This window comes from Streptomyces sp. NBC_01451, assembly GCF_036227485.1.
In the GTDB taxonomy this organism is placed as follows: Bacteria; Actinomycetota; Actinomycetes; order Streptomycetales; family Streptomycetaceae; genus Streptomyces.
Window position 1 is genome coordinate 4,556,560 of record NZ_CP109479.1, and the last position, 14,435, is coordinate 4,570,994.

At 70.0% G+C, this 14,435-nt stretch carries 10 protein-coding genes and 1 pseudogene; 4 read left to right on the top strand and 7 right to left on the bottom strand.

Annotation, left to right across the window (positions count from 1 at the left end):
* The first annotated feature begins 95 nt into the window (after positions 1 to 95).
* The 3 genes from rutA to OG595_RS19950 are packed head-to-tail and all read left to right on the top strand — an operon-like array spanning position 96 to position 2,705.
* Positions 96 to 1,178, top strand: a complete 1,083-nt coding sequence (gene rutA, locus OG595_RS19940; RefSeq protein WP_329273795.1) for a pyrimidine utilization protein A — start codon at positions 96 to 98, stop codon at positions 1,176 to 1,178.
* Positions 1,175 to 1,837: an isochorismatase family protein gene (locus OG595_RS19945; RefSeq protein ID WP_329273797.1), complete on the top strand. Its 663-nt coding sequence runs from the start codon at positions 1,175 to 1,177 to the stop codon at positions 1,835 to 1,837. The genes rutA and OG595_RS19945 overlap by 4 nt, the downstream gene beginning before the upstream one ends.
* 28 nt (positions 1,838 to 1,865) lie before the next feature.
* A complete protein-coding gene (locus tag OG595_RS19950) occupies positions 1,866 to 2,705 on the top strand; it encodes an ATP-grasp domain-containing protein (protein ID WP_329273799.1) in 840 nt (279 codons plus the stop codon).
* Between the two features lie 115 nt (positions 2,706 to 2,820).
* Here the strand turns inward: OG595_RS19950 and OG595_RS19955 are convergent, their stop codons facing one another.
* The 6 genes from OG595_RS19955 to OG595_RS19980 form a co-directional block, all read right to left on the bottom strand.
* Entirely contained in the window at positions 2,821 to 3,801 is a 981-nt protein-coding gene (locus tag OG595_RS19955) for a phosphotransferase enzyme family protein (protein WP_329273800.1), read from the bottom strand.
* Between the two features lie 154 nt (positions 3,802 to 3,955).
* Entirely contained in the window at positions 3,956 to 5,017 is a 1,062-nt protein-coding gene (locus tag OG595_RS19960) for an alpha/beta fold hydrolase (RefSeq protein ID WP_443073085.1), read from the bottom strand.
* Between the two features lie 226 nt (positions 5,018 to 5,243).
* On the bottom strand, positions 5,244 to 7,274 hold the full coding sequence (locus OG595_RS19965; RefSeq protein WP_329273801.1) for a beta-galactosidase: 2,031 nt from the start codon (positions 7,272 to 7,274) through the stop codon (positions 5,244 to 5,246).
* Positions 7,275 to 7,349: 75 nt separating this feature from the next.
* Complete coding sequence (locus OG595_RS19970) at positions 7,350 to 8,252, bottom strand: carbohydrate ABC transporter permease (RefSeq protein WP_329273802.1); 903 nt, start codon at positions 8,250 to 8,252, stop codon at positions 7,350 to 7,352.
* Positions 8,249 to 9,247, bottom strand: coding sequence for a carbohydrate ABC transporter permease (locus OG595_RS19975; protein ID WP_329273804.1), 999 nt, complete (start codon positions 9,245 to 9,247; stop codon positions 8,249 to 8,251). The genes OG595_RS19970 and OG595_RS19975 overlap by 4 nt, the downstream gene beginning before the upstream one ends.
* Positions 9,247 to 10,554 (bottom strand): ABC transporter substrate-binding protein, encoded by a 1,308-nt coding sequence (locus OG595_RS19980; RefSeq protein ID WP_329273805.1) that lies wholly within the window; start codon positions 10,552 to 10,554, stop codon positions 9,247 to 9,249. The genes OG595_RS19975 and OG595_RS19980 overlap by 1 nt, the downstream gene beginning before the upstream one ends.
* Before the next feature lie 878 nt (positions 10,555 to 11,432).
* Here OG595_RS19980 and OG595_RS19985 point away from each other — a divergent pair.
* A pseudogene (locus tag OG595_RS19985) lies at positions 11,433 to 12,146 on the top strand (glycosyltransferase 87 family protein); the annotation flags it as partial.
* 168 nt (positions 12,147 to 12,314) lie between these two features.
* Here the strand turns inward: OG595_RS19985 and OG595_RS19990 are convergent.
* Positions 12,315 to 14,423: a copper resistance CopC/CopD family protein gene (locus tag OG595_RS19990; protein WP_443073086.1), complete on the bottom strand. Its 2,109-nt coding sequence runs from the start codon at positions 14,421 to 14,423 to the stop codon at positions 12,315 to 12,317.
* Positions 14,424 to 14,435: the final 12 nt, after the last annotated feature.

The window sequence follows — 14,435 nt, forward strand, 5'->3', positions numbered from 1 at the left end:
AGGACAGTTGATTTTTGAACGTAACTGACTGTCGAGGACTTCACATCTGGGATCCGTCCAGAGGATCCGCCCAGAGGATCTCTCCAAGGAGTGGCATGGACATCGGCGTTTTCATCCCCATCGGCAACAACGGCTGGCTGATCTCGAAGAGTTCACCCCAGTACATGCCGAGCTTCGAACTCAACAAGGCGATCGTGCAGAAGGCGGAGGCCCATGACCTGGACTTCGCGCTCTCCATGATCAAGCTGAAGGGCTTCGGCGGTGAGACGGAGTTCTGGGACCACAACCTGGAGTCGTTCACGCTGATGGCGGGCCTGGCGGCGGTCACCGACCGCATCAAGCTCTACGCCTCGACGCCGATCCTGGCGCTGCCCCCGGCGATCGTGGCGCGCATGGCGGTCACGGTCGACTCCATCGCCCCCGGTCGCTTCGGCATCAACATCGTGACGGGCTGGGCGCCCGGCGAGTACTCCCAGATGGGCCTGTGGCCCGGCGACGACCACTTCGGCAACCGCTACGCGCGAGCCGTCGAGTACGTCACCGTGATGAAGGACCTGTGGCGCGACGGCGTCAGCAACTTCAAGGGCGAGTTCTACGAGATGGACGACTGCGTCCTCTCCCCGCGCCCGGCGGACGGGCACATCGACATCGTCGCGGCCGGCCAGAGCGGCACCGGCATGAAGTTCGCCGCGGAGCACGCGGAGTACAACTTCATCCTGGGCAGCGGCGTCAACACCCCGACGGCGCTGGCGGGCAGCACGGCGACGCTGGTGGCGGAGGCGGAGCGGACGGGCCGGAACGTGGGCGCCCTCTCCCTCTTCATGATCATCGCGGCGGAGACGGACGAGGAAGCCCAGGCCAAGTGGCAGGACTACCACGACAACGCCGACCGCGCGGCGCTGGCCTACATGGCGGGCGAGACGGCCACCGACACGACGTCCACGGGAACGTCGACGGCGCGGACGATCGCGCTGCCCGAGGGCGCGGTCAACTTCAACATGGGCACGCTGGTCGGCTCCTACGAGAGCGTGGCGAGGATGCTCGACGAGGTGGCCGAAGTCACCGGCACGAAGGGCATCATGCTGGTCTTCGACGACTTCCTGGAGGGCCTGGAGAACTTCGGGACGCGCATTCAGCCACTGATGAAGTCCCGTGCGGGGAGGGGGAGTTCGACGTGAACCCGGTCCCGGGAACCGGTGAGGCGGACGACGCCGAGGACGACTACCGACGCGCCGGTCTGGGCGGTCGGTTGACCCCTGGCACCTCCCCCGCGCTCCTCCTCGTGGACCCGGCCCGGGCGTACGTCGATCCGGCCTGCCCCCTCTACGCGGGGGCGGGCGCGGAGGACGCCGCCAAGGCCATGGGGGAGCTGCTGTCCGTCGCCCGCCGGGCCAGAGTCCCGGTGATCGTGACGCGCGTGCTCCTGCGCCCCGACGGCAGCGACGGAGGCGTCTTCTACCGCAAGGTGCCGAGCCTGCGGGCGTTCGTCGCGGGCAGCCCGTACGCCGACTTCATCGAGGGACTGGCGCCGAGAGAAACGGAGTTGACGGTGACGAAGCAGTACCCGAGCGCCTTCTTCGGCACCGCCCTGTCCACGTATCTCACCTCCCACGGCATCGACACCCTCCTCATCGCCGGCCTGACGACCAGCGGCTGCGTACGCGCGACGGCGCTCGACGCCATGCAGCACGGGTTCGTCCCGGTGGTGGTCGAGGAGGCGGTGGGCGACCGGGACGCGGGGGTGCACGCGGCCAATCTGTTCGACATCCGGCACAAGATCGGCGAGGTTTGGGGGATGGGGCGGGTGACGGAGTACCTGTTCCCGGGCGGGACGTAACAGGCAAGGGGAGGCGGGAGGCCGAGTCATGGGCGGCGACGGAGGGCCGGTTCCGGTGTTCCTGACTTCCGGTCAGCAGACCAGTACGACGCTGCTGCTCGCGGAGGCGGCGGCCGGACGGGGCATGGAGACGCGGTCACTGGCCACCCCGTCGGCCCTGAGTGGCCTGTCCGGTTCTGGGGACCGGGCGGTGCACTGGTACGGGGGCCCGCTGGCGTACGACCGGTGGGTCGCCGGTGCACTCGGCCTCGGGCTGCTGGAACCGCCGGACGGCTGGCTCGCCGCGCTGCCGGAGGAGTTCACGGCACGGCGCGTGGAACTGACGACCCTCGCGGAGGCGCGGCAGGTCCGGCACCCGGTGTTCGTCAAACCGCCGAGCGCCAAGTCGTTCCCGGCGGCGGTGTACGCCGACGGTTCGCGTCTTCCCCGTACGGGCGAGGACATGGGCCCCGACACACCGGTACTGGTGTCGGACATCGTCACCTTCGCCGTCGAGTACCGCCTGTTCGTGCTCGACGGCCAGGTGGTGACCGGCAGCCGGTACGCGGTGTACGGGCGTCTCGATCCGGCGCCGCTCGACGGAGACCGACGGGAGCCGGAGGTACGCCGGTTCGCGGACCGGCTCCTCACCGCGGAACGGCACTCCCTGCCCAGCGCGGTCACCGTCGACGTCGGCCTCGTCCAGGATCCCGACCGGGGCGGGCGCGAGCAGTGGGCGGTGGTGGAGGCCAACATGCCCTGGTTCTCGCACAGTTACGCGGCCCGGGCCGAGAACGTACTCGACGTCGTGCTGCGGGCGGCTGGGCCTCGGGGGTGGGTCCGCCGGGAGGACGAGAGGTTCCTGAGGGGGACGGCGCGGGTTCGGTGAGTCACCGGGTTCGCGATGGGTTCGCCACTCCGGCGAGATCCAGGAGCCGGTGCGTGGTCCTGGCCCTCCACGCGGGTCACCCGTCACCCGGGCGGTACGGCTCGCGCCCCGCCGATCACCACACCGCCTCCACAGCCTCGACCAGCCGGGAGACGACCGCCGGATCGGGCAGACCGCACAGCGAGGCGACCACCCGGTTGCTCGCGAACTCTCGCTGCGCGGCGGTCACGCTCGGATCGATGGCGCACTCGGCCTGCACCTGGATGAAGTTCAGCTCCGTCGCGAAGAGCATCGAGAACGACTGCGGGCCCCTGATGGCCGCGGGGCCTCCGGCACGTCGATAGGACCGGGCCAGCCGCCGGGCGGCGTCGGGGTCGATCCGGTTGCGGCCCGCCCATACGTACACGGCACGTGCGAGTTCGCCCTCCGCCGAGGCGGGCCCCGCGTTGTCCCAGTCGAGAAGAACCGGCCCGTTCGCACCGACCAGCACGTTCTGCGGTTGCAGGTCGAGATGCGACATCACCAGACCGTCGGGGTCGGAGGGAGTCACCCATCGCGCCAGCTCCGCGGCGGAGGTGCCGATGAACCGACCAAGTGCGTCTGCCCACGGGAGACCGGCCCGGTGGATCCTCTGGTGCAGGTCCTGCCAGTCGGCCTCCTGGGGGCACCGCTCGTACCAGGGGTTCGGCGCCTCAACGGCTCCCTCTCCCGCCCTGTGGAGAAGTGCCATGGTGCGGCCGAACCAGTCCAGGGTGTCCGGGTCGGACGCGTCCGCCGTGGTGCCGTCGATCCAGTCGTACAGCTTGACGCAGGACCCGCCGAAGGAAGGCGGAAGGCGGGAGACGTACGTGCCGTGGCGATCGGGGATCAGCCGCGGCGACGCGATTCCCCGGTCCTCCGCCGCCTGCCGCAACGCCTCCTCCCGGCGGACCTGTTCCTCGTCACAGCCGAAGAGGAGTTCCTTGATCGCCCACGAGGAACCGTTTCCGGACAGCTTCCAGATCTGGCCCAGCGCGCCACGGGTGACGGGCGTAATCGTCCACTGCCCGGCGCCGAGGGCGTAGGTCTCCACCAACAAGTCGGCCGCGTCGCGCATTCACATACCCTTCCGAAGGCTGATGACCGCGCCGACTCTAGGCCGGCACTCGCTCGAACGGCGGCGATTTTCTTCCCTGGCCCTGTCCCTGACCCTGGGCTTTGTCGGGCTTCGGGTTCCGCCCCTGCTCCAAGCCGGTGCGTGTTGAACCCCCTTACTCGGGAAGGGACTTGAGCCAGTCAGACAGCAGCGCGTTGGTCTCCTCGGGGCGTTCCTGCTGGATCCAGTGGCCGCAGCCTTCGAGGATGTGGGAGCCGGTGAGAGCGGGGAGGGTGACCGGGTGGGCGTCGATCGCGCCGGCCAGCCAGGTGGTGGAGGCGTCCAGGGAGCCACCGATGAACAGTGACGGCCGGGTGACGGGAGCCCCGGTGTGGCCACCGTCCGCCAGGTCCTGCCAGTCGCGGTCCATGTTGCGGTAGCGGGCGAGCGCGCCGCTCATGCCGGTGCGCTCGAACTCACCGGCATAGAAGTCGAGTTCGCGTTCGGTGAGCCAAGCCGGCAGTGGGCGGCCGGGAAAGCGCTCGCGCAGTGTTCCCTGTCCGCTTCCGATTCCGCTCCCGCTTCCGCCGCGCGTCACGAAGTGCGGGTCCGGGGCGCCGGGTTCGGGCATGGTGTCGGCGGAGAGTGCGGCGTAGAAGCCCGCCAGCCAGCCTCGTACGTCGGGTTCTATCTCGGCCTCCGCACGGCCGGGCTCCTGGAAGTAGGAGACGTAGAACTCCTCGTCCTCGCCACCGATGTGCGCGAAGACCTCGCTGGGCCGGGGTCCGCCGGGTGGGCTGTACGGCACGCTCAGCAGCGCGACCGCGCTGAACACGTCCGGGCGGACCAGTGCGGAGGTCGCGGCGATCGTCGCGCCCCAGTCGTGGCCGACGACTGCCGCGGAACTCTCCCCCAGGGCGTGCACGACGGCGACGTTGTCGTCGACCAGGTCGAGCATCCGGTACGCGCTCGTCGCCTCGGGGCGCGAGGAACGGCCGTAGCCGCGTACGTCGATGGCGACGGCACGGTATCCGGCGGCGGCCAGGACGGGCAGCTGGTGTCGCCAGGAGTACCAGGACTCCGGGAACCCGTGCACCAGCAGGACCAGGGGGCCGGTGCCCTGTTCGACCAGGTGGATACGGCCGGCGGGGGAGGGGACGAGCCGGTGGGTGAGGGGATGGGCGACGGGGTGGTGGGCGATGGGGTGAGATCCGGGGTGCGGGGGTGGATGCGGCACGGGGGGTCTCCGTACGTCGTCGATGGACGGCCGTGTCGGCGGTCACCGGCAATCGTGCGGTGGGGGTGCGGTGTACGCGAGGTGCGTTGCCGGTTCGGCAAACGGGCGCACCGCAACCCGGGACCTGCGCTCCGGTGGCGTGTGCCCAGTGGCCGCTTCCGCTTCCACTTCTGCTTCCACTGCCGCGCGAACTCGTTCCCCCGACCGAGTGTCACCACATCGCCCGCTACGGGAGTCGCGGCTCCCGTACGACCGCCACCCCGCCCGGCGGAACCCGCACCAGGCCGTCGGCCGGCGCTTCCCCGGTGAGGAGTTCGGTCGCCCCGGCCGCCACCGCGACCTCGGCGCCCTGCCCGGCGTGGTCGATGACGAACAGGAAGTCCGCGTCAGGACCCCGCCGCACCACCGCCTCCACGCCCACCGGAGTCGCCCGCACCCCCTCGACACCCGCCTCCGCGCACATACGGGCGAGCAGCGCGCCCAGCGTCGAGGCGTCCGGCCGGGTCGCCAGGTACCAACCGGCGCCCGCGCCGACCGGGTTGCGCGTCACCGCCGGTACCCCGGCCAACGGACCGTCCGTGTACGACAGCACCGCCTCCGCCCCCGGTTCCTCCAGCCGCAGCCGCTCCGACCAGAGGGTTCCCGTGCCGTCACTGTCGCCATCGCCATCGCCGAGTCCGACCGACTCCCCCGGCAGCAAGGGGAACAGTTCATCGGCCCGCACACCCAGCGCCTCCCGGAACGCGCCCGGGTAACCGCCCAGCCGTACATGGCAGTTGGCGTCCACGGCACCACTGTGGAACCCGACGGCCAGCGTGCCGCCACGCTCCGCGAAGCCCGTGAGGTTCACGGCACCCTCGTCGTCGACCAGGTACAGGCTCGGGACCAGCACCAGCCGGTATCCGTCCAGTTCGGCGTCCGGGCGTACGAAGTCCACCGCCACGCCCGACCGCCACAGCGGCTCGTACCAGTCCCGTACGAGATCCTGGAAGCGGAGTTCGCCGTTCGGCTGGGAGGGGAGTTCCAGGGCCCAACGGGCGTCCCAGTCCCAGACGATGGCCACCGAAGCCGTGCCCGTGCTGCCGCGCACCTCCGCCAACGCCCGCAGGTCCGCGCCAAGTTGGACCACGTCCTGCCAGATGCGGCTGTCGGTGCCGGCGTGCGGGAGCATCGCCGAGTGCCACTGTTCCGCGCCCGCCTTCGCGGCCCGCCACTGGAAGTACGCGATGCCGTCCGCTCCGTGGGCGACATGCGCCAGCGCGTTGCGGCGCAACTCCCCCGCCGTCTTCGCCCTGTTGACCGGCTGCCAGTTGACCGCACCCGTGGAGTGCTCCATCAGGAACCAGGGGCCGCCCGCGAGCGACCGCATCAGGTCGCCGCTCAGCGCGATGTCGATCTCCGACTCGGGGTCGGTCGAGCGGAGGTAGTGGTCGTTCGCGACGACGTCCAGTTCCGGGGCCCAGCGCCAGTAGTCCAGCGCGTCGAAGTTGTACATCACCATGAAGTTCGTGGTGGCGGGAGTCCCGGGGGCCGCCGCCCTCAGCACATCCCGCTCCGCCTTGTACAGCGAGAGCAGTTCGTCGCTGCAGAAGCGGCGCCAGTCCAGCTGGTGGGTCGGATTGGGCACCGCGCCCGTCGCGCGGGGCGGGATGATCTCGGCCCAGTCGTAGTACCACTGGCTCCAGAAGGTGGTCCCCCAGGCGTTGTTCAGCGCCGTCAGGTCGTCCCCGTACCGTGCCCGCAGCCAGCGGCGGAACGACTCCGCGCTCTCGTCGCAGTAGCAGGCGGGGTTGTGGCAGCCGTACTCGTTGTGGACGTGCCACATCGCGACCGCCGGATGGTCCGCGTACCGCTCCGCCAGCGCGCCCGCGATCCGCAGCGCCGCCTCCCGGTAGGCCGGACTGCTCGGGCAGAACGTCTGGCGGCTGCCGTACGACAACCGGCGCCCGTCCTTGTCCACCGGGAGCGCCTCGGGGTGGGCGCGGAAGAACCAGGCCGGCGGCGCTGCCGTGGGTGTGGCCAGGTCGGCGGCTATGCCGTTCTCGTGGAGGAGGTCGAGGAGACGGTCCATGCGGGCGAAGTCGTGGACGCCCTCGGCCGGTTCGAGCAGCGCCCAGGAGAAGATGCCGACGCTCACCATGGTGACCCCGGCCTCGCGCATCAGCCGCATGTCCTCGGCCCAGACCTCCTCGGGCCACTGCTCGGGGTTGTAGTCGCCCCCGTACGCGATACCGGGGACAGCGAGTTCGCGCTTCATCGGTCGGCATTCCTGTTCTTACGGAGGGCGAAGGAGCGGAGAGCAGAGGACAGAGGGCGGGGAGCGGAGAAAGGCTCAGCCCTTGTTGGCGCCCAGGGTCAGGCCGCTGACGAACTGCCGTTGCAGCGCGAAGTACACGATCAGCGTCGGGATCGCGGTCAGCAGCGCACCCGCGGCGACCAGGTTGGGGTCGGTGAAGTACTGGCCGGAGAGGTTGTTGAGGGCCGAGGTGATCGGCATGTTCTCGCCGGTGGAGATCAGGACGAGCGCCCAGAAGAAGTCGTTGTAGATCCAGATGGAGAGGAGGGTGGCGAGGGCCGCCATCGCGGGGCGGCACAGCGGCAGCACGATCTGCCAGTACATCCGCCACACCGACGCGCCGTCGACGAGCGCGGCCTCGGTCAGCTCGTGCGGGAGCATCCGCATGTAGTTGGCGAGCACGAACGCGCAGAAGCCCGACTGGAACGCGATGTGGATGAGGACGAGGCCGAGCGCGGAGTCGTACAGCTTGCCGGACGCGGTGATCCCCGGCAGGTCGATGAGCAGGTACATGCGGTAGAGCGGCGTGATGATGACCTGCTGCGGGAGCAGGTTGCCGGCCGTGAAGAGGAGCAGCAGGAACAGGTTGACGCGGAAGTCGAAGCGGCTGACGTAGAAGGCGACCATCGACGACAGGAACAGCGTCAGCAGCACCGCCGGGACGGCGATGATCAGCGTGTTGACGAAGTAGTGCGTCATGTCCGACTGCGTGAACGCGTTCGTGAAGTTGTCGAAGCTCAGCTTGTCGGGCCAGGAGACATAGCCCTTGGTGCTGGTCTCGGAGTACGGGCGCAGCGCCGCGTAGACCGCCCAGAGCAGCGGCGCCAGCCAGGCCAGCGACGTGACGACGAGGAACACGTGCAGCAGCACGCGCGCGGGGCGGACGGGGGCGCGCTGCCCCTTCACGGGCCCCTGCGCGGCCAGGGTGGGAGCGCTCATGCCCGCCGCTCCTTCCGGAAGGTGCTGATCAGGTACGGGATGATCACGACGAGCGAGATGACCAGCAGGACGACGGCGATCGCTGAGCCGTATCCGATGCGGCTGGACTCGCCGATGATGTTGTTCGTGACCAGGATCGACAGGAGTTCGGTGCCCTGGGCGCCCTTGTTGAAGACGTACACGAGGTCGAAGGCACGCAGCGACTCGATGATCGTGACGACCAGGACGATGGTGTTGGTGGGCCGCAGGGTCGGGAAGATGACGTTCTTGAACGTCTGCCACTCGTTGGCGCCGTCGAGCGAGGATGCCTCGCGCAGGGACGGGTCCACACCCTTCAGGCCGGCCAGGTAGAGGATCATCATGTAGCCGGTGTGCCGCCAGGAGGCGGCCACGAGGATGGCCCAGAGGTTGAGGTCCGGATCGCCGATCCAGTCGATGTAGTGGCCGGGCTTGTTGGCCCCGATCAGGCTGTTGATCAGGCCCGTGTCCGGGTTGTAGACCAGCTGCCAGACGAAGCCGATGACGGCCATGGAGACCACGACCGGGAGGAAGAAGGCCGTCTGGTAGACCCGGCTGAAACGGATGTTCTTGTCCAGCTGCACGGCCAGGAACAGGCCGAGCGGGGTCGGGATCGCGATGAGTACGACGAACCAGATGACGTTGTGCTGGACGGCCGGCCAGAACTGCGGGTTGTCGGCGAAGAGGTCACGGAAGTTCTGGAGCCCGACCCACTTGATGGAGTCGAAGCCGATGCCGTCCCAGGTGGTGAAGGCCAGCCCGATCGAGGCGAGGGCCGTCACCCACACGAGGGCGATGTGCAGGAAGGTCGGCAGGCCCGCCATGAAGCCGAGGGCGACCCGGTCACGGCGGGTCAGCAGCCGGCGGTGGCCCGAGGCCGGCTTGCGGCTCTGCGGGGACGAGGGCGTACCGGTACCGCCCGGGGGCGGCGTGTCGGCCGCCCCCGGGACCACGGGGATCGAATCGAAGGTGCTCATCAGGAGGCGAAGATCGTCTTCTTCTGGCGCTCGATGGACGAGAGCAGGCTGTCGATCCCCTTGGGGTCGCGGATGAACTTCTGCAGCGCGGGCTGCATCACCGTGGAGGTGAAGTCCGGGCGGCTGTCGCGGTCCATGAACTGGGTGAGGTTCTTCGCGCCGCTGATCATCGCGTACGCCTTCTTCTGAAGGGCGCTGTACGAGGAGGTGTCGGCGTTGCTGGAGGCGGCGACGACGTTCGGGTCGGCCTTGAGGTAGATCTGCTCGGCCTCCGGGGTGCCCAGGAACTCCAGCAGCTGGACCGAACCGGCCTTGTTCTTCGGGGACTTGCTGAGCATGAAGCCGTCGGTCGGCGCCTCGACCGTGTCCTGCCCGAAGGAGGGGTCGATCTCCGGGAACGCGAAGAAATCGAGGTCCGCCGCATCGGTCGCGTTCGTGAACTGCTGGCCCACGAAGGTGCCCAGCAGATACATGCCGGCCTTCTTCGATACGAGGGTCTGGGCCGCGTCCTGCCACGTGCGGCCGGTCGATCCCTCCTGGCTGTAGGGGAGAATTTCAGCCCAGTTGTCGAACGTGGCGCGAACCTTCGCGTCGGTCCAGGATGCCTTTCCGGCCATCAGCTCGACGTGGAAGTCGTAGCCGTTGGTACGGAAGTTGATCTGGTCGAAGGTGCCGAGCGCGGGCCATGCGTCCTTGTCGCCGAAGGCGATCGGGACGAGGCCGTCCTTCTGCATCTGCTTGCACAGCGCGATGAACTGCGCCCAGGTGGTGGGCACCTCGTAGCCGCGCTCCTTGAAGACGCTCTTCCGGTAGAACATCGCCCACGGGTACGTGTACAGCGGCACGAAGTAGTACTTGCCGTCCGCGCCCTTGCTGAGCTGCTTCATCGCGTCGGGGAAGTTGCCCCCGATCTTCTGCCACACGTCGTCGATCGGGCTGGCCAGGCCCTTTCCAGCGAAGAACTGCATGCGGTAGCCGGCGAACCAGGTGAACACGTCGTCCGGGGTGCCCTGGAGGTAGGAGTTGATCTGCTCCTGGAACGTGTTGTGGTCCTTGGTGTTCACGTCGACCTTGACGCCGGTCTTCTTCGTGAACGCCGCGTAGATCTCGGCGAAGGCCTTCTTCGGGACGGCGTCCGACGAGTTCGAGCCGAGGGTGACGGTCTTCGTGTCGGAACCCGAGTCGCTGTCGCCGCAGGCGCTCAGCAGCGGAACGGCCGCGCCGAGCGCCGCCGCGCCGCCGATGCCGCGCAGCAGGGTGCGGCGGCTCGGGCCGGGGACGGACAGACCGGAGGGTGTGTGGTGCATGACGACTCCTGAGGACAGACCCCCCGAAACGGGGAGCAAGGTCACGACTACGCTTAGCCCATGCTGATCTAAATCGACCAGAAATCAACTTGACCGAACATCGTGGCGGCAATAACAGCCCCATGTCCGGCCATGCGTCAAGAGCTGACGTCCGCCGTTCCTGAAACGTGATGGACATGCGGATGTGAAGGTTTGCTAACAGACAGACGGCAAACAGTCGGAGTAAGCCCTTTCCTCGGCCGTTCGGCCGAGGGCGCCGCCCCGCCCACCACAAACGCCGACCTTTCGGCCGAGGCGGGCGGACCGGCCCGGAAGCGACATTGGTGGTGATCACGTCGGGCGGCACGTCAGGTGACACGTCGGATGGCCTGTGAGGCGCGATGTCAGGTGCGATGTCAGGTGACACGTCGGGCGAGATCACTCCACCGTCAGCCGGAACCGGCAGGAGCCCGCCCATGCCCAGCACGACCACCGCCAAGGCGCCCACGGGCACCGCGGGTCCCCGCAGCGCGTCTCCACCCCGGCCCCCGGTCCGCTGGGACGTCGTCCACCTGCTGGCCTGCGCGGTCTTCGCGCTCGGTCTGTCGTCGGCCACGACCCTGACCGCGCACCGGGTGTGGGGCGTCTGCGCGGCCCTCGGCTACGGCACGGCGGCGATCCTGGCCGCCCGGGCCCCGCGCCCCTGGGAGAGCCGGGCAGCACTGCTCACGGCCACCGTCGGCGCGGTGCTGCTTCCCCTGGCACTGCTCACAGTGCTCGGCCGGGCCCAGCCCGAGGTGGGGGTCGTCGAACACTCGGGCGCTCTGCTGCTGCACACGGGCAGCCCGTACTCCCCCCACCCCGCCACCGTGGACGACTACAACCCGTACCTGCCCGGCATGGCCCTCTTCGGCCTCCCCGACGCACTCCTGGGCGGCACCCCGTTGGCCCCGCTCGCGGACGCCCGGCTGTGGTTCTGCCCGGTATTCGCCGCGTGCATGTACGCCACGATCAGGGGCCGTACGCCCGGAAAAGCCGAAGCGACCGGCTCGCGCCGCACTGCGGTCGGCTCTCCCCGCACCGCTGCGGGCCTGCTGCTCTCCTTCCCGGCCGTGGCCCTGCCCCTCGCCGTCGGCGGGGTGGACCTGCCGGTGATCGGGCTGATGTGCCTGGGGCTCGCACTGGCGGGCCGAGTCGGTTCCGGGGCCCGGCCCGGAGCCGGGCCCAGAGCCGGGGTCGGAACCGGGATCGCGGCCGGGCTGGCGATGGGCGCCGCCGCGGCCCTGAAGTGGACCGCCTGGCCCCTCCTCCCGGTCGGCCTCGCCCTGATCGCCGTCACAGCGGGACGCCGTACGGCCGTACGGGCTACGGCGACCGCTCTCCTGACGTCAGCGGCGGCCGTCGTGCCGGTCGCCCTGGCCGACCCCCACGCCTTCGTCGAGCACGTGGTCCTGTTCCCGCTGGGCAGGGGCGGCGTCCGCTCCCCGGCGGCGAGCCCGCTGCCCGGACATCTGCTCGCGGAGTACGTCCCCGGCGGCTTCGTCCTCGCGGTCGCCCTGCTGGTCGCGAGCGCTGTCGCGGTGGCCGTTTCCCTCGTGGTCCGGCCGCCGCACACGGTCCGCGCGGCGGCCGACCGGCTCGCCGTCGGCCTGGGCCTGGCGATGTGCCTGATACCGGCCACCCGGTTCGGCTATCTGGTGTACCCGATCGTCCTGGCGGTGTGGTTCCGCGTCGGCACGACCACGGCGGGGACAGCTCCCGGCAGGCCCGGACCCGTCCGGTCAGCCGCTGATCCTCACCTTCCGGGACACACTCACCTGATCCACGTCCGACGTCCGGATCGTCACCTTCATGGTCCAGGTGCCGGCGATCGGCAGGTTGAGGGTGTTGGTGCCCCAATAGCCGCCCAGGTCGGTGACTTCGGCGTTGAGCGGGCCGATGTCCTTGCTGGGGAGCGAGAAGGAGATGCGGAGTTCGGGGACGACCGCGAAACCGTCGTCGGGGCCGAACACCACCGCCTGCACACTGTTCTCGCCGACCCGGCCGGGTTCGAGAGTGATCTGCACCTTGCCGTGGCCGCCCGGCGTACCGACGTCGAAGGGGATCGTCGTCGTGGACGCGCTGATCACCCCGGGTACGGGCGCGTCCTTGGCGGCCTCCGCCGCCTCGGCGGCGGCCCGGCCCGGCAGGGTGGTCGTCAGGACGGTCGTGATCACCAACACCGCGATCCCGACGGCCACTTCGACCAGCACGGAACGACGGAGCCGACGCCGGTAGGAGGCACGCACGTGGTCCGAGGATCCGTCAGCTGAGGACTCGTCATCCGGGGATCCGCCGTCGGAGATCCGGCCGGAGATCTCGTGATCCGAGGCCTCGCGAGCCGAGGCCTCGCGAGCCGAGATGTCGTGGCCCGAGGTGCCGTCGCCCGAGGTGCCGTCGTCGGGACCGTCGGCGTCGCCCGCGCCGGACCGCGTCGCCGGACCGCCGACCGTCTCCGGCACCCGTCCCGCGACCTTCGCCTGCGTCTGCGCCTCCACCGCCTCCGCCTCCGCCTCCGGTACCAGCGACTGCCCCGTCCACCGGCGCGAGAACCCGGCCGCCACCAGCAGCAGCGCCACCGCGCACATCTTGGCGATCAGGATGCGGCCGTACGACGTACCGGTGATCGCGTCCCAGGAGCCGAGGCCGCGCCAGGCCTGGTAGACGCCGGTGACGGTCAGGACGGCCACGGAGGCGAAGGCCAGCCGGGAGAAGCGGGCGACGGTGGACGCCGGGAGCGGCTCCGGCGCCTGGAGCAGGGTGAGCAGGGCCGCGAGGCCGCCGAGCCAGGCGGACATGGCGAGCAGATGCAGCACCGAGGACGCCATCGCCACCGGCACCTGGATACCGGCCGACGCGTGTTCGGCGGCGGCCCACGTCAGTGTGAGACCGAGGGCGAGCACACCCCCGGCGGCGAGCAGTACCGGTTTCCCGCGCTCGCCCGTCTCGTCCTCGGCACGTCGGCCTCGCCGCGCAACCACGGTCAGCAGCACGGCCGTTGCGGCCAGCAGAGCGAGCCGGACCAGGAGTGCCAGGCCGGGCCTGCTGGTCATGGTCCGTTCCAGGGTGGACAGGTCGAAGGCGCCGGCGGGTGCGGTGCCGGCCTCGTACGGGCCGCGCAGCAGGAGCAGGGCGAGGGTGGCCGCCAGGAGGGTCCACCAGCCCGTCAGGACCAGTTTGCGCAGGGGGTCCGTGCTCGACGGACGGCAGAGGAGGACGAAGACGACCGTGCCGACGAGCAACGCCAGGGCCGCGTACGCCAGGTAGCGGACGATGTCGTAGAGAGCGCTGGTGGCCGCGTTCTCGGTGGGGCCGGTGTCGATCGCGGCCGGGGTCGCGGAAGGCTCGCCGATGGAGAAGGTGAAGGCACCCGAGATGGGGTGGCTGTCCGCCGACACGACCCGCCAGGCCACGGTGAACGTGCCCTCGCCGAGACCCCCCGGCAGGCTGACGCGCACCTCGTCGGACCGCCCGTCCACATGCTCGGCCTCGCCGGTGCTCACGCGTCGGCTGCCGGGGTCGAAGAGGCGGAAGGAGTCGTCGAGCAGGGCGACGGACTCGGTGAAGGTCAGGGTGACCTGCCGGGGCGCGGACTTGAGGACGCTTCCGTCCCGGGGGTCGGTGTCGCGGAGAGCGGCGTGCGCGGACGCGGTACCCGCCCCGCCGGCGAGGAGGAACAGGACCAACAGGGTGCCCAGCAGCGCCAGCCGCTGAACTCCCCGGCCGTACCTTCCTCCCCGGAGGCTGCTTGCGCCCGTCCGCTCGCCGATCTCCGTCCACTCGCCGATTCCCGTGCGCTCGCCTCCTGCGGCTCGTCGCTCGTCGCGCCCTTCGTTCCGTAGTCGGCCCACGTACCTTCTCCG